Consider the following 20,676-nt stretch of genomic DNA (forward strand, 5'->3'; position numbering starts at 1 on the left):
ACGTCATGCCCAGAACACGTACCACCATCGGATCGGCGCTCGCGGGAGTCCTGCTGCTCGGCGGCTGCGGCGCGGAGGTCGAATCGGACTCCAAGGCCGCGGGCACGCCCGAGAAGGTCACCGTGAAGCGCTGCGGCGAGCCGGTCACGTACAAGACTCCGCAGCGCGCGGTGGTCTACGAGGGCGGCAGCGCGGACAAGATGTTCAGCCTGGGCCTGACCGAGCACGTCCACGGCTATGTGATGCCCCCGGCCAACCCGCCGGTCAGCGAGTCCCCTTGGGCGTCGGAGTACGCGAAGGTGAAGATGCTCAGCGACGACCTGCTCAACAAGGAGCTCGTCGTGGAGGCCAAGTCCGACTTCGTCGTCGCGGGCTGGAACTCGGGGTTCAGCGACCAGCGGGGCATCACCCCGAAGATCCTGGACAAGCTCGGCATCCAGAGCTTCATGCACACGGAGAGCTGCTTCAACTACCCCGGCCACCCGCAGAAGGTCACCCCGTTCAAGGCCCTGTACTCGGACCTCGACCGCCTCGGCAAGATCTTCCAGGTCGAGAAGAAGGCGGACGAGGTCGTGGGCGGCCTCAAGAAGCGCGTGGCCGCAGTCGAGTCCAAGGCGCCCAAGGACAACCCCGTCCCCGTCTTCCTCTACGACTCCGGCACCGACCAGCCCTTCACGGCGGGCAGCCAGGTCCCGCCCAACGACATCATCAAGTCGGCCGGCGGCAAGAACATCTTCGACGGCCTGGACGAGCGGTGGACCCAGGTGAACTGGGAGGCCGTCGCCAAGGCCGAGCCCGAGGTCGTCATCATCTTCGACTACGGCGACATGCCCGCCAAGAAGAAGATCGACTTCCTGAAGAAGTCCCCGCACACCAGGGAACTGCCCGCGGTGAAGAAGAACAACTTCTTCGTCCTCGACTACAACGAGGGCATCAGCGGCCCGCGCGACATCGACGGCCTGGAGAAGTTCGGGAAGTACGTACGGGAGCTGAAGCGGTGAAGCGCTGAAGCGAGTCCGAGTCTGCTCAGTGAGCGCCGTCGAGAGCGCCCGTCAGACGGCCGAGGAGTCCTTGCAGGGCGAGGATCTCCTCGACCGTCATACCGGTCGCGGCGAGGATCCGGCGCGGCACGGGCAGCGCACGCTCGCGCAGCTCGGCTCCGGCGTCGGTCAGCTGAACGGTGACGGAGCGCTCGTCGGCGGCGCTGCGCTCACGCCTCACGAGTCCCGCTGTCTCCAGGCGCTTGAGGAGCGGCGAGAGCGTGCCGGAGTCGAGGCGCAGCTTCTCGCCTATCGCCTTGACGGGCTGCGGGCCGTCTTCCCAGAGCACCAGCATGACCAGGTACTGGGGGTAGGTGAGGCCCAGGTCCTTGAGGGCATCGCGGTAGACGCCGCCGAAGGCGCGCGAGGCGGCGTGCAGCGAGAAGCAGACCTGGTGGTCGAGGCGCAGGAGGTCGGCGTCGGGCAGGTCCGGCTGCTCGGTCCTGTCCGGTCGGTCGGTGCCGGGGGGTACGGCGGTCGGCGATGACTTCATGGGTCCAGGGTACCTGGCACGCGCCATTAAGTTGTGCACAACTAAGTCGTGTGCAACCATTGCTCTCGAGCGAACGAAACCCGTTCCTCACGTTCTTCGACCGAGGGAAGAGGACACCCCATGAACGCGCTGTACACCGCCGTCGCCACCGCCAACGGCCGTGAGGGCCGCGCCGTCAGCTCCGACGGCCAGATCGACCTCACGCTGGCCATGCCCCCGGCACTCGGCGGCGACGGACAGGGCACCAACCCCGAGCAGCTCTTCGCCGCCGGGTACGCGGCCTGCTTCGCCAGCGCGATGGGCGCGGTCTCGCGTGAGATGAAGGTCGACGTCAAGGACGTCTCGGTGACCGCGGAGGTCTCCATCGGCAAGGACGACACGGGCTTCGGGCTCTCGGTCGTGATGCGCGTGGAGCTGCCGGACTCCCTGGCGGGCGAGACCGGGCAGAAGCTGGTCGAGGCGACGCACGCGTACTGCCCGTACTCCAAGGCCACGCGCGGCAACATCGAGGTCGAGCTCGTCATCGAGTAGCAGCGGATCGCGATTCGGGACACGGCCGGACGGCGGGTACCGTAGAGGTACCGATCTCATGGGCCTCCTGGTGGGCTGCGTGAACCCCAGGAGGCCCAGCATGACGACGAACCGCGGACGCAAGGACGTGATCCGCAACCGGATGACGTCGACCGGCGAGTCGTACAACGTCGCCGCCCGCAACCTCAAGGCCATGAAGGACATGGGCGCCACCCGCGAGGCCGTCGTCACCCAGCGCTGGCAGCCCGCCGAGACCCTGGACGTGCCGTGCCCCTGCGGCGGCACCTGCGAGCCCGGCGAGAAGTGCGACCGCTGCCACGCCCGCCACCGCCACGTGGCCCGCTACCCCGGCAGCCGCACCGAGGTCGAGACCTGGGTGGACTGCTACGAGTGCATGGGCTGCGCGAACTCGTACACCATCCTCGTCGACCTGCCGGGCCGCCCGTGGGGCATCGCGGAGACCGTGATCCAGGGCGCGTCCACCGAGCCGGTCGTCAAGGCCCGGGTGTTCCCCGGTGTGAAGCATCCGCTGCTGCGCCCCGAGACGCCGGACGAGGAGCAGTAGGCCTCCGGCCCCCATATATCGCGCGCCCCGCACCGCTTCCCCGCCCTACGATCACCTCCCTACAGCCGGAGGAATCGGGGGCGGTCATGCGTGAGGGCATCGCAGAAGACACAGCAGACACAGCAGACGCAGAAGGCGACGACGGCGCCGCGGCGGCGGTGCGCCTTGCACAGGGGGCTTCGCTGGGGAGCGTACTGGCCGTCACCGATACCGACGGCTGGCTCTCGCTGGACGCGGGGGTAAGGGAGCTGTCCTGGTACCGGTCGGTGGCCCGGCGGCCGGACTGGGAGCGCACGGCCCCGCTGCCCGCCGACCTGACGCACCTCGGCGAGTCCGGGCTCGCTCTCGCCCTTTGCCACCGCGACGGCAGGATCCGCGAGGCGGCGATACACCGGGCGGGCCGGTATCCCGTTCTGCTGCCACTGATCGCGATCCGCTGCGCCGACTGGGCCGCCCCCGTGCGCGAACGCGCCAGGACGCTCCTGCGCGAGGCGCTTGACCCGCAGGCCGCCGTCGCTCTCGCTCCGCTGATCCTGCGGGTCGGCCGCCGCGACCGAGGCGCCTTCGGCGTCGAGCTGCTCGGAAACGCGCTGCGGCGGACGGCTCCCGGGCAACTTGCCACCCTCTTCGCGCTCCGCGACGACGCCGTACGGCGGTTCGCCTACCGCCTTGCCATCGAGGACCGGCGCCTGAGCCCCGCCGAACTGGCCCGCGCCGCCGCGCGCGACTTCGACGCCGTGGTCCAGGATCTGTGCGCGACGGCGGCGCTCGCGGCCGTGCGAGAAACGGATGCCGACTCCGCCGACGTGCTCGAACCGCTGCTGACCGCACACGCGCCGCGTGTCCGGTCCGCCGGTGTCACCGCGCTGCGACGGGCGGGGCAGCCGGAGCGGGCCGAACTGTTCCTCTGCGACCGGTCCGCGCGAGTGCGTGCCTGCGCCCGGTACGTCGTACGACAGCATGGAGGCGACCCGGCGTCCTGGTACCGGGCGCGGTGCGCGACACCGGGCGACCCCGCCCTCGCGCCCGGCGCGGTCATCGGCCTCGGCGAGTGCGGACACCGCGCGGACGGCGCGCTGCTGCGGCAGTTGCTCGTCCACCCCGCGGACGGGGTGCGGGCGCAGGCCGTGGCCGGACTCCGGGCACTCGACCTCGCGGACACGGATCGGCTGCTGCCGCTGCTCGACGACCCCGCCCCCGGTGTCGTGCGCGAGACGATCGACGCCCTGCTGCCATCGGCCGAGCAGCTCCCTGCCGACTGGCTCATGGAACGCACCGGGTCCGAGCGGCCCCGGCACCTCCGCGTGGCCGCGTTCCGGCTGCTCCAGGCACAGGGCGGGGTCGTGGCGCTGCGGGCGGCGGCCGGGCTCGTGGACGACCCGGACGTGAAGCTGCGCACGTGGGCCGGAATGTCCGTGCAGCGCTGGCATCCGTCGGCGGCCGTACGGCCCGGGGACCCTGAGGTGGGCGTGCTGCTCGACCGGTGCCGGCGCCTCTTCAGCGACCACGTCCTGAAGAGACGCAAGTGGGAGGCCGGACTGCACGGCTGAGTTTCCCGCCGAGCCGTGCCGCTCGGCGGGATCTCGTACGCGGAAAACAGGACGATGTACGACATAAGACCGGCATACGTCCGACAAGCGTCCGCTATGCGAACCCTGCTTCCCGGTTTCTGACCGGATTCCTCTCTTGACGGCGAGTCGACGCACCCCCAATATCAGGCAACGCACTTCGAGCCACCCACCCCACCCAGGTTCAGCGCAGCTCCAGCGCCCTGCGGCATCCGCGTCGCAGGGCGTCAGTACGTTCCGTCCCCCTCGCTGTTCGGAATACGGAGCCCCACATGCGAATCTCCAGACCTGCCCTGCCCCGCACCCTGAGACGGGCCACCGCGGGCGTCGCCGCACTCGCCGCCGCCGGGCTGATCGCGGCCACCGCGCCCGCGGCCCTGGCAGCCCCGTCGCCGACGCTCGCGGCCCCCGACATCCCGCTCGCCAACGTCAAGGCGCACCTCTCCCAGCTCCAGTCCATCGCCACGGCCAACGGCGGCAACCGCGCCCACGGACGTGCCGGCTACAAGGCCTCGATCGACTACGCGAAGGCCAAGCTGGACGCGGCCGGATTCACCACCACCGTGCAGCAGTTCACCTCCAGCGGCGCCACCGGCTACAACCTCGTCGCGGACTGGCCGGGCGGCGACCCGAACAAGGTCCTGATGACGGGCGCCCACCTCGACAGCGTCACCGCGGGACCCGGCATCAACGACAACGGCTCGGGCTCGGCCGCCATCCTGGAGACCGCGCTCGCCGTCTCGCGCGCCCAGCTGCAGCCGACGAAGCACCTGCGGTTCGCCTGGTGGGGCGCCGAGGAGCTGGGCATGGTCGGGTCGAGGTACTACGTCAACAACCTCCCCTCCACGGAGCGTTCGAAGGTCTCCGGCTACCTCAACTTCGACATGATCGCCTCCCCGAACCCGGGCTACTTCGTCTACGACGACGACCCCACCATCGAGAAGACCTTCAAGGACTACTACGCGGGCCTGAACATCCCCACGGAGATCGAGACCGAGGGCGACGGCCGCTCCGACCACGCCAGCTTCAAGAACGCGGGCATCCCGGTCGGCGGCCTCTTCACCGGCGCGGAGACCACGAAGTCCAGCGCCCAGGCCCAGAAGTGGGGCGGCACGGCGGGCCAGGCCTTCGACCGCTGCTACCACTCGTCGTGCGACACCACGGCGAACATCAACGACACCGCGCTCGACCGCAACAGCGACGCCATCGCCCACGCGGTCTGGACCCTCGGCACCGAGACCCCGGTCCCACCCGGCGACTCGTACGAGAACACCGCGGACGTCACCATCCCGGACAACGGCGCGGCCGTGACCTCGACGGTGAACGTGACCGGCCGCACGGGCAACGCCCCGGCCACCCTCAAGGTGGACGTCGACATCCGGCACACCTGGCGCGGTGACGTGGTCATCGACCTGCTCGCCCCCGACGGCACGGCGTACCGCCTGAAGAACTCGAGCAGCAACGACTCGGCGGACAACGTCATCGCGACGTACACGGTCAACGCGTCGAGCGAAGCGGCGAACGGAGCGTGGAAGCTGCGCGTGCAGGATGTGGCGGCGCAGGACACCGGCTACATCAACAGCTGGAAGCTGACGTTCTGACCCTGCCCCCGTCCGGCGAAGACCGGCGCGGCGCGTTGCCGTCCTCACCGACCGCGACGCGCCGCGCTACCCGGCGTCGGGAGCCCCCGTCCCCTCAGGATCCGACACGACCCGCGCCGCCAGGTCCAGGAACGCCTCCGCCGTGCGTGCCCTGAGGCGGCCGAGTTCCCTCGCCCGGTGTTCGGAGAGGTGGAGGTCGAAGGGGATGAGGACCGCACCCGCGCACTCGGCGGTGAAGCGCTCTTCGACCTCTGTGTCGCGCAGAGGCTTGTCGATGCCGCCGAGGCGGGACGCGACGACCAGGGCCCGGTTCGCCAGGTTCTCGTGGCCCCGTACGCGCAGGGCGTCGAGGAACTTGGCGGCGACCTTCACGGAGTAGGCCGATGTCGTGCAACAGACGATCAGGCGGTCGGCCATGTCCAAGGACACGGTGAGCGCCGGATCGCTCGTCGAGGCCGCCCAGTCGGTCAGCATCACGGGGTAGTGCCGGGCCGTCATCGTGAGGATGCGGCGGTACTCCTCGGCGTATGCCGGGCTGCGGACGGCGTAACTGGCGCGGTGCGCGATGATCTCGAGGCCCGAGGAAGCAAGGCTGGTCAGGCGGCGGATGTCCGCGAGGCCGGCGTCCTGCGGCAGACGGGTGAGGTCGCGCGGTGTCGCGGCGTTCTGCTGGACCAGATATTCGCTCAGGTCACCGCTGACCGGAGCGCCGTCCATGGCGAGGACCGGCTCACCGCGCACCGCCGCGAACAGCGAGCCCAGCATGAACGTGGTGGTGGACCGGCCGCAGCTCGGGTGGGCGCCGACCACGGTGACGCGCTTGCTGTACGTGAGAGGGCGCCGGGCGAGGGAGAGGCGGTGCTCGTACGCGGCCCGGCCGCCCCCGAGGCCCAGGTCGACGCGGAGGCTGCGGCGGCCGATCCTGGGGACGGCAGGGGCGGTGGCCTGCTCGCTCTCGCGGGGCAGCAGGGGCGGGCGCGCGGGTACACGGCCGGGGTAGGTCGTCGTCTGTCCGGCGGGCTTTTGGCCGCCGCCTCGCATGGCCTGGGCGATCGCGACGTACCGGGCCAGCCTGTCGGCCACCGCGGCGGCGGTGGGCCGCCGCGCGAGGTCCGGGTCCAGGCACTGCTTGACCATGTCGCGCAGGGGCTGCCAGGTGGTTCCCTGCCAGAGGTGCATGCCGTCGGGCAGGCCCGGCACCGAGGCCTGCCGCTTGCTGCTGATCAACCGCAGCAGTTCGCCGAGCGACTTGATGTTGTCCTCCCGCGTCGGCGCGATTCCGGCGCCGGAGTACTCTCCGTCCACGACGCTGTCCGAGAGGCCGACGAGCACCACGGACCGCTCCAGGACGATCACCGAGTCCGGGGCGAGGTCGGCCGGGATCAGCCCGGCGAGGTGACAGATGCTCAGCGCGCTCGCCAGGTGCCAGGCGAGCAGCAGGCTGGTGAGGATGTCGAACGTGGCAGTGCCGTCCGGCGTTTCGTACGCGAGGAGTTCACTGAGCCGGGGCGGCTGCAGATCCGTGTTGCCGGGGGCGGCGATCAGCCGCATGGCCAGCCACGGCGGGCGGGCGTCGAGCCCGGAGGCCAGGAGCTCGGGAGCGTACCGTCCGTTCATCCGGCGCAGCGCCTCGGCCTCCGTGATCAGCAACTGCTCGGTGGCCACCGGCAGGTCGGGGCGGGCCACCCGCAGGGCGGCCTCGCCGCCGTTGTCGTCCCGGCCCAGATAGACGAAGGTGCGGGTGCCCGCCCTGCGGCCCTGCAGCCGATAGCGGCCCAGGCGCGTCGGATCCTGCGCGGTCAAGGGCGCCCACGGCTCCGCCCGGGGCCTGTCCGGCGCGGCGAAGACCGGGCTGCGGGGCTGTATCGCCACCCCGAACCGCGCGAGGAGCCTGCGTTCGACGGCGGTGAACGAATGGAAGGCGGCAGGCACCCGGTCCGCGCCTTCGGGGTGGGTCAGCCAGGCGGGGAAGTCCGGTGAGCGGCCCGCCAGTTGTTCGAGGCGCCGGCCGATGGCCCGCCCGGTGCGCAGCAGTTCGGAGCTGGGCACGGCGTCGAGGAGCGCGGTCTTGGTCTCCTCGGTGAAGTCGAAGATGCGGTGTTTCGCGGGCAGCGGCCCCGGCACGGGAGCCGGGTAGGGATGCATCAGGCCGCCCAGGAAGACCTCGGCAAGCTGTGCGACCGGGGCCCGCCAGGGCACGGCGGACTGCACGAGCCGCATGACGGGCACGGACAGCGGGGACACGGCGGCCAGATGCGCGGCCAGTCGGTACGCCTCGGGGGAGGCCGCGTCACGGAAGTGCTGGACACCGCGGACCTCGCGCCCCGGAGTGATCGGCGCGTGCCGCTGCGGGCGGGCGAGGAGAGGCAGCTCGACGGTGGTGCCGGGCGAGGTGAGCAGCAGCGACCAGTCCCGCAGCGACTCGGCGGCCGGTTCGATCACGGGGATGGGTACGCCGGAGAAGTCGGCGACGCCCGCGGGCAGCACCCGGTCGGTGATCTCCCACGACGTGTTGGCGCCACCCGGCCTGCGAGTGGTGGCCTGCCAGCGGTCGGCCTGGATACCGGAGCCGTCCCACAGCGCGGGCGGCAGGGTGTGGAGCACCGCCACCGGCCCGCTGGTGGCCCACTCGAGCAGGGTGTCGTGCATGGAGCCGCGCCGCCAGGCGCTGCCGAGGCCGTCGCTGACGACGAGGACCAGGGTCTGTCCGGTCGGGTCGAGCAGGACGTTCGGCGGCATGGTGGACCCGCCGGTCTCGAAGGGCCGGCCGTGCAGCAGCGGAACATCCGAGGTGCGGGTGTCGAGACCGAGGACGCGGATGGAGCGGAAGGCGGCGAGGCGTTGCAGCGCGGTGCGCAGATCGGCGGCGAGCCGGTGCCAGAGGAGCATCGAGAGGCCGCCGTCGACGACCAGTGCCAGATGCAGCCAGCGTTCACGCGCCGGCCGCATGACCACATCGGGCAGCCGCGTCTCGGCAAGGGCCGCCGCGGTCGCCGCTTCGTCCAGTTCCTGACGCCACCTGCTGGGTCGCTTCCGTTTCAGCGGACGCAGCGCGCGCCCGATGAGCAGCTCCTGTCGCAGAGCCTTGTCCTCGGGGACCCGCAGCGGCAGCGCGGGCTGCTCCTCGTCCGCGGACAGGGGCGCGGGGCGGTCGGGCAGGAGGGGAGGCAGGGACGCGCCGTGCAACTCCGGGGTGGTGAGGTCGGGCAGGTCGCCGTCGGGTGTGGCGGGGTCGGGAGGAGTGTTGTCGTCCTCGGCAGGTGGGGGCGATTCGGCGGGCGGGGACGGCTCCGGGCGGGTCTGCCGGTGGCGGCCCGCGCGTTCGAGGGGCAGCTCTCCAGGACCGTCGGACAGGCGCTCGGCCAGCCACAGCACATCCAGGACCTCTTGCGCGTCGAGGTCCTGCCCCGCCGCCTTGAGGACCTGAAGGGCGGTGCCCAGGCTGTCGTCCCTGCGGTCCACGGTCAGAGGGTTCCCGTCAGCTGGTGGAGCACAGCGTCCAGCAGCCCCTCGGCGTCCAGGTCCACTCCCCCGGCCCGCAGGAACACCGCGTTGAGCAGCTGGTCCGTGGCGAGTTCGCCCGGGGCCCGGCGGCGCAGGAACGCCTGCAACAGGTCGTCGACCTCCCTGAGCGCCCCGTCCCCGAGGTGTGCGGAGACGATGGCGCGCAGCCGGTCCTCGTCCGGCACCGGAAGGTCCAGCCGGATGCAGCGGCGCAGGAAGGCGGGCGGGAAGTCGCGCTCGCCGTTGCTGGTGATGACGACGACGGGGAACTCGACGCACTGCACCCGGCCCTGCTCGACGGCGACGGAGCCGTGGTGGTCGGCCGTCAGGACGTCGACCGACGCCATCTCCTCGGGCATCCTGGCCAGTTCGGGTATCTCGAAGACCCCCTCCTCGAAGACGGTGAGGAGGTCGTTGGGCAGGTCGACATCGCCCTTGTCCATCTCGTCGACGAGCAGCGCCCGAGGCCTGTCGGCCGGGGCGAGGGCCGTTCCGAGAGCGCCGAGCCGGATGAAATTGCCGATGGAGGGCTCGCGGTCCCCCCGGTCACGGCTGAGCGTCGTCTCCCTCAGGCGTCCGATGGCGTCGTACTGGTAGAGGGCGTCCTGCACGCTGGAACGGCTGTTGACCGGCCAGCGCAGCAGCTCGCCGAGGCTGAGCTCATGGGCGACGGCCCGCGCGAGCGAGGACTTTCCCGTGCCCGCCGGGCCGGTCACGAGGAGCGGCCTGCGCAGATGCAGTGCCGCGTTGACCACGTCCGCGTGCTCCTGGGCGATCAGATAGGGCAGCGGTGTCGACGAGCCGTCCGGTGTGGTGAACCGGCGCCAGGGCGGTGCGGGCGGCATGGTCACGGGACGCGGGACGCCGTCACCGTGGAAGATCCGCCAGCCGCCGTCGGAGTCCTTGCTCATGTGCCCGCTCATGTGCCCGCTCATATGCCCTCCTGCGGCTCGGACAGGTGCAGTTGCGGAACCGTACGGTCCGGGTCGGCCCAGGCGAGGACCGGACGGCCGGGGAAGGCGCCGGGCTGGTGCACCGTCTTGGCGCGGTACGACCGCACGCCTTCGGGAAGTTCACGGGTGGTCACGTCGCTCATGCGCTCCACCGCATGGGACTCGCGCCCGATGCCCCGGTCCCACACCACGACCGGGATCCCGACCACCAGACACGCCTGTACGACCTCGTCGCGGAGCCGCGGCGGTACGTCCACGGCGACGCGCACGGCGTCCACGTGGTCCATCAACGCGCCGTATATCTCACGCCGCCCCAGCGATTCGTCGGCGAAGAGCAGGGAGACGCCCGTGTCGAGCTGGCGCCACCGGCGGCGCCAGTCAGGGAGAAAACGCTCGTTGCGGCGCAGGAGTTCCGGACAGTTGACGACCAGGGGGTACTCCGCGCCCAGGACGCCCGGCACCAGATCGTCCGGCCCGAAGCTCTCCCACTCGTCTATCGGCAGGTTGAGGCCCGCCCGATCGACCAGTGCCTCCACCAGGGGTCTTCGGTCACTCGCGGAGGCCTGGTGCAGCGACTCCAGGACACGCAGCAGCTCCCGCGCGGCCCTCGCCGCGCTGAACGTGGCCTCGCCGTCCGTCGACACCTGGCGGGGCCCGGCGCCCTCGTCGCACCAGACGCGCAGCCGGTAGCGATCCTCACCGCTGCGGCTCACCTGCACCAACACCCGCAGCGGCACGTCCCGTTGGCCCTGGGTCCTGGACCAGTCGACCGCGTCGGAGCGGCGCTCTGCGAGAGCCGAACGCGGGATGCCGAGCCGCTTGGCGACCGCGTCGGACCACAACCGCAGCACCGCGCACTGCGAGGGCACGCACAGGGACGCCAGGTACTCCATCACGCGCAGCAACGCGGGCACCCGGGACCCGTCCCCTTCCGTGCGGCTGTCGCCCGGAAGGCACTCCAGGTGATCGAGGTAGCCGTCGGTCGAGTCCTCGCCGGGGAACGCGGCCGCCAGGGGCAGCGCGGCACGCACCGCCTCCGGCAGCCGGGCCAGCGTCGCCGCGGGGATCGCCTCCAGCGACTTGCGGAGCCTGCGGTGCTCGTCGGGCGAGAGCAGCCGGGGGACGGGGGAGAGCTGCCCGGCGTTGAGCAACTTGGGGACGGCGGTGGGTTCCGGGCTCCGCAGCACTTCGGTGAGCGCCGCGAGCGCGCGCGGGTCGGTGACGAGAAGGAGAGCGAACTCTTCGGGTGTGGGGGCGGATTCGCCGCCCGGGTGACCGTATCCACACCGGCGGGCGACGGCCCTCGCGTGGTCTCCGCGCAGCGTGGGTGAGGGCATGATGCCCTCCAGTAATTCCGTGAGAACGGGCAGCGCGGGGTCGTCCGGGTCGGGCTCCGCGCTGTCGAAGAGGCCGCCGGCCCCGACCGCACGCAGCTCGTCCTCGATCCGCTGCCAGGGGATGCCCCAGCTGCGGCGCGAGACGTGCTGGGAGCTGAAGGGCCGGACCGCGCCGGTGCCGGGGTCGGCGGGCGGCATGATGTGGGCGACCACCAGGCCCACGACGGCGTTGTCGGTGACCGACCAGAACGGGCCGCCGCTGAAGGCGGGGCCGATGGCCATGCCGGTGGGCTCCCCGTCCACGTACCCGATCGAACCGTCACAGGTCTTCACCCGTACGTCGGCGAAGGAGCTGCTCATTCCGCTCCCGTGCCAGGCCCGCAACGACTGCCCCGGCGCCATGCGCTGCCACAACGGCGAGGGGACGGCCTCCTCGGGCATCGATTCGAGGCTCAGCACGGCAAGGTCGCCGAGCCACTCCTGATCGCCCCTCTCACGCACCTCCGCCGTACCCTCACGCGTACCGTCGCGACGGCGTGGCGGCACCCAATGGGCAACCCTGGTCGCGTAGTTGACGGAGGCGGACGGCCCGTGCACGACCACGTGGACGGTGTCGCGACCGGGGTGGCGGGTGTCGAACGGCTTCCTGCCCAGAGCGTCGTTGACGACGTGCGCGCACGTCAGCAGTCGGGTCGAGCTCAACAGGACCCCGGCTCCCGCAGCCCTGACGTCACCCCTGCGCAGCACCGAGACGACGCAGTGCCGCGGGTCGGCCGAGTGGGACCGTGACTCGGTCAGGAACCAGTCCATGTCAGCCCGCCGGTGTGGGGCGCTGCCACGACGCCGAGACCGTCAGGTGGGCCTGTCCGCTGCCGCCGACGATGCCGAGCTTGAGGTCCTGCCCGACCTGCACACCGAACGTCACGTTCACCTCCTGCGGAGGCCGCTCGGATTCCATCAGCGCGTCGTGCACCTCACGGAGCAAGGGGCCCAGCGGGCTCAGGGTGGTCCGCAGCGCCTCGACGGCGAACGCGGCCACCGCGTCACCACCGCGTGACACCGGAACGCTGTGGCCCATCCCGTCGGGCAGGTCCTCGTCCGACTCCGGCCCCGGCGCGTGCGCGGACGGTTGCACGGGCGGCTGCGCCTGGGCGGGGAACACCTCGAACCGAATGGCGGTCCCGTCGGCGAGCTCGAGCTCAGTGAAGTTGGGCACCTATACATTGTGCCGATCATTGACGACGGCGTACCGAGTTCAACAGAAGGAAAAATGTTGTCCCGGCCCGCCGTCGTCAGCGGAGGTTCCTACTCCTCTTCGGCCGCCAGCGTCAGCGAGATCGAGTTGATGCAGTACCGCTGATCCGTCGGTGTCGCATAGCCCTCGCCCTCGAACACGTGCCCGAGGTGCGAGCCGCATCGTGCGCAGCGGACCTCCGTGCGGGACATCCCGTGCGAGGTGTCCTGGAGCAGCTCGACCGCGTCCGTGTCCTTGGGGTCGAAGAAGCTCGGCCAGCCGCAGTGCGACTCAAACTTCTCCTTCGAGGTGAACAGCTCAGCGCCGCACGCGCGGCAGGAGTAGACGCCCTTGGTCTTGGTGTCCGTGTACTCACCCACGAACGCGGGCTCCGTGCCCGCCTTGCGCAGGACCGCGTACTCCGAGGGGCTCAGCTCCGCGCGCCACTGCTCGTCCGGCTTCTCGACGTCGTACGACATGAGACTGAACCCCTTAATTCTTCGTCTTACTGCTTCGACAGCTCGGTCAGGATCTGCGGGCCGATGTCCGTGACGTCGCCCGCTCCCATGGTGAGAACGAGATCACCGGGCCTCGTCATTCCCGCGACGACCGCAGCGGCCTCGGTCTTGTCGTGCACGGCCCGTACGTCGGCGCCCGCCGCCACGGCCGCGTCGATGATCAGGGCGCTGGTGATGCCGGGGATCGGGTCCTCGCGGGCGGGGTAGATGTCCAGGACCACGGAGGCGTCCGCGAGGGCGAGGGACTGGCCCATCTCCTTGCCGAGCTCCTGCGTGCGGGAGAAGAGGTGGGGCTGGAAGAGGACCAGGAGGCGCGAGTCGCCCGCGGAGGAGCGCATCGCCTCCAGGTCGGCCGTCATCTCGGTCGGGTGGTGCGCGTACGAGTCGATGACCTGGACGCCCGCCGCCTCGCCCTTGAGCTGGAGGCGGCGCTTGACGCCGGTGTAGGAGCCGAGGGCCGACGCGAGGTTGTGCGCGGGGATGCCGAGCGCGATGCCCGCGGCCAGGGCGGCCACCGCGTTGTGGGCGTAGTGGCGGCCGGGGACCGAGACCGTGAAGGTCAGGAACTTTCCGTTGAGGATGACCGTGACCTCGCTGGTCAGGCCGCGCGCGGTGATCTTGTGGATGCGCAGGTCGGCGCCCTCGGACTCGCCGTAGGTCACCACCTTCAGGTCGCCCGCGTCGCGCACGCGCTTCGTCAGCTCGACCGCGCCCGGCTGGTCCGCCTCGATCACCAGCGTGCCGCCGGGGACGATCTTGCCCGCGAAGGTCTCGAAGGACTCGTAGATCTCTTCCATCGACGCGTAGTTGGCGTGGTGGTCGAGCTCCACGTTCAGGACGATGGCGACCTCGGGCGCGTACTTGTGGAAGCTGCGGTCGCTCTCGTCGGCCTCGGCCACGAAGATGTCGCCCTCGCCGTGCAGCGCGTTCGATCCGGGGGCGTCCAGGTCGCCGCCGATCGCGTACGAGGGGTCGAGGCCCAGGGTGGAGAGGGTGACCGCGAGCATCGACGTCGTCGTGGTCTTGCCGTGCGTGCCGGCCACCGCGATCGGGCGCAGGCCCTCCATGAGGGAGGCCAGGGCGTCCGAACGGTGGACGACCGGGATGCCGAGCTCGGTGGCGCGGGCCAGCTCCGGGTTGTCGGCGCGGATGGCCGACGAGACGACCACGCAGGTCGCGTCCGACGCGAGGTGCGCGGCGTCGTGGCCGATGTGGACCGTGGCGCCCAGGGTCCGCAGGGCCTCGGCCGTGGCGGACTCCCGCGCGTCACTGCCCGCGACCTTGGCGCCACGCTGGGCCAGGATCTTGGCGATACCCGACATTCCGGCGCCGCCGATGCCGATGAAGTGCGGTCGGTCCATGGCGGTGGGCAGGCCGGGTGCCATACGTGTGTCTCCCCAAGAGTCCAAGAGTTACGGCAGATGAGCAGAGCTCAGACTATTGCCTCGGGCAGGCAGCGAGCACACCTGCGCCCCGTAAGGGGCGCGGGAGAGCGCTCAGTCCTCCGCGTGAGAGAACAGCTTCAGGACCGGTACGCCCACCTTGTGCCGGGCACGTGACGCCCAGTCCCGGTGGAAGAACTCCTCCACGTAGTGCGGGTCGGTGAGGACGATGACCTCGTCCGCGTTCGCCTCGTCGACAAGCTGCTTGAGCGCGTCCAGGGGGTGGTCCTCGATCAGCTGTCCCGATGCCTCGCAGCCCGCCGCGCGCAGCGCCGTCAGCGAGACCTCCAGTGCCTTCTGAGCGGGGCCCGTCGCATCCTCACCTTCGGGTACGTCCCCTTCCCTCGCCGCCTCGTCGATCTCCCCCAGAGCCACGTCGTCGATGGCCCGCAGCAGGCGGTCCGCCTGGTCGCCGCGGGGCTGGAGCAGCAACCGGAAGGTGACCGACTCATCGCCGTGCAAGGTGGTGACAAACTCCACGTCGGCGGAGGTCAGGGCCTTCTCGATCATCAATACGCTTGTGAACACGACAGGCGCCCTTCTCATCCGTGGGCCGCCGAGAGTCTGTCTCGACAGGCCCCTGCGGAAACCATCCTGCCCCGTGGCCGCACGGGGTCTGCGACTTTTAGTGTGCCCAGCGGAAGCCAAACGGAACGGACGATTCCGCTGATTGTCAGGTTTGACGGTATCGGGTGAAGAGGAACCCGGCCTCTTCCAGTACGGAAACCAGTGCGAACCGTTCCGGCACCTGGACCCCGGACCCCCAGGAGATCCGCTGCGCGTCCCCCGCCGTGAGCATCGGGGACACCGTCAGACAGAGCTCGTTCAGGGCCCCGGCCGCCACGAACTGGCCGAGAAGACGGGGTCCGCCCTCCGTGAGCAGCCTGGTCAGGCCGCGCTCGGCCAGGGCGGGCGCGACCCGCTCCGGCTCGACCGCCGCCCCCTCCCCCGCGATCACCACAACGGCGCCCGCCTTCTCGGCCGCGGCGATGCGGTCGGCGGGCGCGGCGGCGCCGGTCACCACGAGCGTGGGCACCAGCGGCTCGGTGAAAAGCGGAAGGGTGAAATCCAGGTTGAGGCTCGCGCTGACGACGGCGATCGCGGGCGCCACCGTCTGCCCGGCCGCCGCCCTACGCTCGGCGAAGGCTTCACGCGCGCGTGCCGGTCGGTAACCCTCTTGGCGGACCGTTTCGGCGCCGACGATCACGGCGTCGGCGATACCGCGCAGGGTGCCGAAGATCCGCATGTCCGCGTCGTTGGAGATCGGCTGCGAACGGCCGTCGTGCTGGGCCGCGCCGTCGAGCGTGGACACCATGTTGGCGCGCAGCCAGGCGGTGCCTCCCGAGGGAGCGGTTCCGTCAAAAGGAGCTGCGTCACCCGAGGGATAGGCGTACGCGTCGGCCAGCTCCCCCAGCTCCCATTCTCGTACCGCTGTCTCTCGTACTGCTGTTTCTCGTACTGCTGTTTCGTCCGTCTGGTCGGTCACAGGGAACAGGCGTCGCATGTCCAGCAGTCTTGCACGGCGCTTAGAGTTAGGAACCGTGTCGTCCTCCACCGCCGCCCCCGGCCATAGCCCCATAGCCGAAGCGGGTCCCCAGTCGCTCTGCGCCCGCGAGCCCCACGTCCCCGCCGACCGTCTGGTCGCCGAGATGGTGCCGCCGCCGCGCTTCGACTCCGTCCGCTTCGATACGTACATCCCGGACCCGAATCAGCCGAGCCAGACCGAGGCCGTGCGGGTCCTGAGCGGCTTCGCTGCCGGGCTCGGCGGGGCGCACGCGTCCGGTGCGGGCAAGCGCCGCTGGTTCCAGAAGAAGGCGGCAGCACCCACAGGACCCCGCGGTGTCTACCTCGACGGCGGCTACGGAGTGGGCAAGACCCACCTCCTCGCCTCCCTCTGGCACGCGACCCCCGCGGCGCCCGAGCAGAAGGCCTTCGGCACCTTCGTCGAGCTGACGAACCTGGTCGGGGCCCTCGGCTTCCAGCAGACCGTACGCACCCTCAGCGGGCACCGGCTGCTCTGCATCGACGAGTTCGAGCTCGACGACCCGGGTGACACCGTGCTCGTGTCCTCGCTGCTCGCGCGCCTCGTCGACGAGGGCGTCGCGCTCGCCGCGACCTCGAACACGCTGCCGGGCAAGCTCGGTGAGGGCCGGTTCGCCTCCGCCGACTTCCTGCGCGAGATCCAGGGCCTCGCCACCCACTTCAAGTCGCTGCGCATCGACGGCGAGGACTACCGCCACCGGGGCCTTCCGGAGGCGCCCGCTCCGTACTCGGAGGAGCAGGTCACCAAGGCCGCGTACGCGACCGAAGGCGCGAGCCTCGACGACTTCCCGCACCTGCTCGACCACCTCGCGCGCGTCCACCCCAGCCGGTACGGAGCGCTCACCGACGGGCTCGCAGCCGTCTGCCTCACCGATGTGACGCCCGTCCCCGACCAGTCGACCGCGCTGCGCCTCGTCGTGCTCGCCGACCGCCTGTACGACCGCGAGGTCCCCGTGCTCGCATCGGGTGTCCCCTTCGACCAGCTGTTCAGCGAGGAGATGCTGAACGGCGGCTACCGGAAGAAGTACTTCCGGGCGATATCGCGTCTCACGGCCCTCGCGCGGGACGCCCAGGGCCTCGTCAAGGCATAACGACTCACCGCTACGCGCGTGGTTCCCGCACGCCTAGGCGCGTGGTACACACATCCGGTCATGTTCCTGTCCGCCAGCAGGAGGTCGACCTTTTATGTCCACGACACGACGTCAGGTGCTAGCCCGTACCGGTGCGGTAGGTGCGGGAATCGCCTTCACCGGCGCCCTCTCGGAACTCTTCGCGGGGAGCGCGGCAGCTCAGGGCAAGGCCGGGTACGGGCCGCTTGTGCCCGACCCCGCCGGTCTGCTCGATCTGCCGAAAGGTTTCCGCTACAAGGTCCTCTCACGGGAGGGCAGCGATCTTCCCTCCGGTGAGGGCAAGGTCCCGAGCAACTTCGACGGCATGGCCACGTTCCGCGGCAAGCGCGGCGGAACCAACCTCGTACGCAACCACGAGAACCGCGTCACCGGCAGAGTCGCCGTGCCCACGGTCGAGGGCATCACCTACGACCCGATGGGCAAGGGCGGCTGTACGGCGCTCGAACTCGACCGCCACAACAACGTCCTCGGCGAACGCGTCGCGATCGCCGGGACCGCGGTCAACTGCGCGGGCGGCCCTACCCCTTGGGGCACCTGGCTGACCTGCGAGGAGACCGAGGACAAGGCCGGCACGAACGGCTACACCAAGGACCACGGCTTCATCTTCGAGGTCGACCCCGTCGACCCGCACCGCACCGGAGCCGTGCCGCTCACCGCGATGGGCCGCTTCCAGCACGAGGCGATCGCCGTCGACCCCAGGCGCGGTGTCGTCTACGAGACCGAGGACGCCTTCCTCAAGCCCTTCGGCCTCTTCTACCGCTTCCTGCCCAAGAAACCCGAGGGCGGCCGGGGCTCGCTGCGCGCGGGCGGCAAGCTGCAGGCCATGCGGGTGCCGGGCGTGCCCGACCTGTCCGCGATCCAGGAGACGGGTGCCAGCTTCAAGGGCATCGAATGGGTCGACGTACCGGACCCGCTGGCCGCCAAGACGCCCATCAGGGACCAGGACTTCGGCCCCAAGGGCATCACCCACGCGCAGAAGCTGGAGGGCTGCTACTGGGGCGGGAAGTCCGTCTACTTCGTCTCGTCGTTCGCCCACAGCGCGGAGGGCTCCGCGGCCGACCACTTCGGCCAGATCTGGCGCTACGACCCTTCCGAGCGCCGTCTCACCCTGGTGATCGTCTTCGGCCCGAGCACCGACATCCAGCTGCCCGGCGAGTCCCCCGACAACATCTGCCTCGCCCCCAGCGGCGGCCTGATGGTGGCCGAGGACGGCGGTGGCGCACAGCACGTGTACGGCCTGACGCGCCGCGGCGAGGTCTACGCGATGGCCCGCGGGCAGCAGAACATCGGCACGCCCCAGGAACCCGAGTGGGGTGAGTTCGCGGGCGTCTGCTTCTCGCCGGACCACGACACGATGTACGTCAACTGCTACACGCCCGGCACGACGTTCGCGGTGACGGGGCCCTGGCACAGGACCTGACCAGACCGGACCGGACGCCGGGTGCGTGGCGACCGCCGCGCACCCGGCCCACGGCGGCTAGGAGCCGATCAGCGGATAGTGGTCGGACAGGTTGGTGTAGGTGTACTTCTTGCCCCAACTGGAGACCGTCCAGGGCGCGCTCTGCTCCTTGACCACCTCGTTGTGCCAGGTGGCGGGGCGGGCGTTGCCCTTGCGGTGCAGGACGTAGTCCAGGTCCTCGCGGGGGTCGTCCGGGTAGCGCTCGGCGGCGATGGAGTTGTCCCGGGTGTCGAAGGAGTACGGGTGCCCCGTACGGCCGTCGGCGGGGGCGAAGCCGCCGTCGGCGAGCATCGAGGCGTACTCACCGCTGTGGGAGTCGACGTTGAGGTCGCCCGCCACGAGGACCTGTTCGTCCGCCGGGATGTTCTTGGCGTCCAGGAAGGCGTCCATCTCCTTGAGCTGCGAGGAGCGGGTCGCGGCCGCCTCGCCGGAGCCGCAGCCCGGGTCGGTGGACTGGGTGTGGGTGCCGACGACGTGCACCTTCTTGCCGTTGACGTTCAACTGGGCGTAGACGAAACCCTTGTTGGAGTACGAGTCGGAGCCGCACGCCTCCTTGTAGACGTACTGCTCCTTGCGCTGGATCGGCCACTTGCTCAGGACGGTCACTCCGCCGTCCTCCGGGGTCACCGAGGAGTACGCGCCGCCGGTGGCGTCCCAGCCGTCCTTGCTCCGGCCCAGGACGGGGGTCTGGTGCGGATAGCGGTCCGCGGCATTCGCCTTCAGGGCGTCGGACGAGGAGTTGTCGAAGGCCTCCTGGAGGACGACCACGTCCTTGCCCTGGAAGAAGTCCGCGTCCGCGATCGCCTTGGCGCGGTGGTCCTGACCCCAGTTCGGGTAAAGGTTCTTGCTCATGAGAAACGCGTTGTACGTGAGCACTTTGAGTGCGGGAGTGTCGACAGAGGCGGCAGGTGCGTCGGCGGCGGTCGCGGAAGGGGCGACGGCAACGAGCGTGGCCGCGGCGAGCACCGTGGTGATCGCGACGGCGTGAGTCCTGCGCAGCGCTGGGTGCGGCACTTGGTCTCCTGAGAGTGGGGGGGTGTGGCGCCGCATATCCAATCAGCCGCGATTACTTCTGGGGATACGTCGAGTGAACAAAGATCCCGCGGCAGGGGCATGACGTTTTTGTGTGGGCTGTTCCGTGTGAGCTGCTCCGTGTGAGCCGTTCCGTGTGGGCCGTCAGAGATCGGCGAGTGTGCTGTCGACCGTGTCGAGGAGTGCTTGTCGGTCGTCCTGGACGCGGGCGAGGACGCGCAGGCCGTAGTACGTGCTCTGCACCCTGCGCGCGACGGCACTTGCGTCGGCCGGGGAGCGGAGCTCGCCCGTGCGTCTGCCGGTCGCCACGACCGCGCGCAACTCCTCCTCCACCCGGTCGAAGTTGCGCCGCACCGCGTCCTTGACCTCCGGGTCGATCCCGGCGATCTCGACGGCCGCGTTGATCGCGAAGCAGCCGCGTCCTTCCGCCTCGTCGAGATCGGCGTCCACGGCGTGGACCATCATGTCCCGCAGCCGCTGTTTCACCGGTCCTTCGCCGCGCAGGATCTCGATCTGCTCGGCGGTGATGGTGTCGTAGTAACGCCGCAGGGCGCGCAGGTAGAGCTGACGCTTGCCGCCGAAGGTGTTGTAGAGGCTGGAGGGCCCGAGTCCGGTGCTTTCGCACAGCGCGCGCGTCGATGTGCCCTCGTAGCCGTGACGCCAGAACGTCTCCATGGCCGCGGTGACGACGCGGTCCTCGTCGAACTCTCGTGGCCTGGCCATGGTC

18 protein-coding genes are annotated in these 20,676 nt (G+C 70.5%); 7 read left to right on the forward strand and 11 right to left on the reverse strand.

Annotated features, from left to right (window positions below; genetic code table 11):
• Positions 1 to 5 precede the first annotated feature (5 nt).
• Positions 6 to 1,001 (forward strand): ABC transporter substrate-binding protein, encoded by a 996-nt coding sequence (locus ACWFRJ_RS14620; protein ID WP_453529126.1) that lies wholly within the window; start codon positions 6 to 8, stop codon positions 999 to 1,001.
• Between the two features lie 25 nt (positions 1,002 to 1,026).
• Here the strand turns inward: ACWFRJ_RS14620 and ACWFRJ_RS14625 are convergent, their stop codons facing one another.
• The gene (locus tag ACWFRJ_RS14625; RefSeq protein ID WP_453529129.1) at positions 1,027 to 1,533 is read right to left on the reverse strand and encodes a MarR family winged helix-turn-helix transcriptional regulator; all 507 of its coding nucleotides are present in this window, start codon (positions 1,531 to 1,533) and stop codon (positions 1,027 to 1,029) included.
• Between the two features lie 120 nt (positions 1,534 to 1,653).
• Here ACWFRJ_RS14625 and ACWFRJ_RS14630 point away from each other — a divergent pair, with 120 nt between their 5' ends.
• The 4 genes from ACWFRJ_RS14630 (at position 1,654) to ACWFRJ_RS14645 (ending at position 5,798) form a co-directional block, all read left to right on the forward strand.
• Entirely contained in the window at positions 1,654 to 2,064 is a 411-nt protein-coding gene (locus ACWFRJ_RS14630; RefSeq protein WP_453529132.1) for an organic hydroperoxide resistance protein, read from the forward strand.
• Positions 2,065 to 2,164: 100 nt separating this feature from the next.
• Positions 2,165 to 2,629, forward strand: coding sequence for a hypothetical protein (locus ACWFRJ_RS14635; RefSeq protein WP_453529135.1), 465 nt, complete (start codon positions 2,165 to 2,167; stop codon positions 2,627 to 2,629).
• 86 nt (positions 2,630 to 2,715) lie between these two features.
• Positions 2,716 to 4,179: a hypothetical protein gene (locus ACWFRJ_RS14640; RefSeq protein ID WP_453529138.1), complete on the forward strand. Its 1,464-nt coding sequence runs from the start codon at positions 2,716 to 2,718 to the stop codon at positions 4,177 to 4,179.
• Between the two features lie 290 nt (positions 4,180 to 4,469).
• Complete coding sequence (locus ACWFRJ_RS14645) at positions 4,470 to 5,798, forward strand: M28 family metallopeptidase (RefSeq protein ID WP_453529141.1); 1,329 nt, start codon at positions 4,470 to 4,472, stop codon at positions 5,796 to 5,798.
• Between the two features lie 66 nt (positions 5,799 to 5,864).
• Here ACWFRJ_RS14645 and ACWFRJ_RS14650 read toward each other — a convergent pair whose 3' ends face one another.
• From ACWFRJ_RS14650 to ACWFRJ_RS14685, 8 genes are all read right to left on the reverse strand, one after another.
• The gene (locus tag ACWFRJ_RS14650; RefSeq protein ID WP_453529144.1) at positions 5,865 to 9,260 is read right to left on the reverse strand and encodes an SAV_2336 N-terminal domain-related protein; all 3,396 of its coding nucleotides are present in this window, start codon (positions 9,258 to 9,260) and stop codon (positions 5,865 to 5,867) included.
• Between the two features lie 2 nt (positions 9,261 to 9,262).
• Entirely contained in the window at positions 9,263 to 10,237 is a 975-nt protein-coding gene (locus ACWFRJ_RS14655) for an AAA family ATPase (RefSeq protein WP_453529147.1), read from the reverse strand.
• Positions 10,234 to 12,402: a VMAP-C domain-containing protein gene (locus ACWFRJ_RS14660; RefSeq protein WP_453529150.1), complete on the reverse strand. Its 2,169-nt coding sequence runs from the start codon at positions 12,400 to 12,402 to the stop codon at positions 10,234 to 10,236. The genes ACWFRJ_RS14655 and ACWFRJ_RS14660 overlap by 4 nt, the downstream gene beginning before the upstream one ends.
• 1 nt (position 12,403) lies before the next feature.
• Entirely contained in the window at positions 12,404 to 12,808 is a 405-nt protein-coding gene (locus ACWFRJ_RS14665; RefSeq protein WP_453529153.1) for a CU044_2847 family protein, read from the reverse strand.
• Positions 12,809 to 12,897: 89 nt separating this feature from the next.
• Positions 12,898 to 13,305: a peptide-methionine (R)-S-oxide reductase MsrB gene (msrB, locus tag ACWFRJ_RS14670; RefSeq protein WP_453529156.1), complete on the reverse strand. Its 408-nt coding sequence runs from the start codon at positions 13,303 to 13,305 to the stop codon at positions 12,898 to 12,900.
• 26 nt (positions 13,306 to 13,331) lie between these two features.
• On the reverse strand, positions 13,332 to 14,729 hold the full coding sequence (gene murC, locus ACWFRJ_RS14675) for a UDP-N-acetylmuramate--L-alanine ligase (RefSeq protein WP_453529159.1): 1,398 nt from the start codon (positions 14,727 to 14,729) through the stop codon (positions 13,332 to 13,334).
• A 111-nt stretch (positions 14,730 to 14,840) separates the two neighbouring features.
• On the reverse strand, positions 14,841 to 15,314 hold the full coding sequence (locus tag ACWFRJ_RS14680) for an indole-3-glycerol phosphate synthase (protein ID WP_453529162.1): 474 nt from the start codon (positions 15,312 to 15,314) through the stop codon (positions 14,841 to 14,843).
• A gap of 145 nt (positions 15,315 to 15,459) precedes the next feature.
• The gene (locus ACWFRJ_RS14685) at positions 15,460 to 16,290 is read right to left on the reverse strand and encodes a pyrimidine reductase family protein (RefSeq protein WP_453529165.1); all 831 of its coding nucleotides are present in this window, start codon (positions 16,288 to 16,290) and stop codon (positions 15,460 to 15,462) included.
• 37 nt (positions 16,291 to 16,327) lie between these two features.
• Between ACWFRJ_RS14685 and zapE the strand changes: the two genes are divergently transcribed.
• Together zapE and ACWFRJ_RS14695 are read left to right on the forward strand one after the other, a co-directional pair.
• Positions 16,328 to 17,419 (forward strand): cell division protein ZapE, encoded by a 1,092-nt coding sequence (gene zapE / locus ACWFRJ_RS14690; protein ID WP_453529169.1) that lies wholly within the window; start codon positions 16,328 to 16,330, stop codon positions 17,417 to 17,419.
• 94 nt (positions 17,420 to 17,513) lie between these two features.
• A complete protein-coding gene (locus ACWFRJ_RS14695) occupies positions 17,514 to 18,878 on the forward strand; it encodes an alkaline phosphatase PhoX (protein WP_453529172.1) in 1,365 nt (454 codons plus the stop codon).
• A gap of 57 nt (positions 18,879 to 18,935) precedes the next feature.
• Here ACWFRJ_RS14695 and sph read toward each other — a convergent pair whose 3' ends face one another.
• Entirely contained in the window at positions 18,936 to 19,931 is a 996-nt protein-coding gene (sph, locus tag ACWFRJ_RS14700) for a sphingomyelin phosphodiesterase (protein ID WP_453529175.1), read from the reverse strand.
• 162 nt (positions 19,932 to 20,093) lie between these two features.
• Entirely contained in the window at positions 20,094 to 20,672 is a 579-nt protein-coding gene (locus ACWFRJ_RS14705; protein ID WP_453529178.1) for a TetR/AcrR family transcriptional regulator, read from the reverse strand.
• Between the last annotated feature and the right edge of the window lie 4 nt (positions 20,673 to 20,676).

This window comes from Streptomyces sp. NPDC055239, from assembly GCF_053606205.1.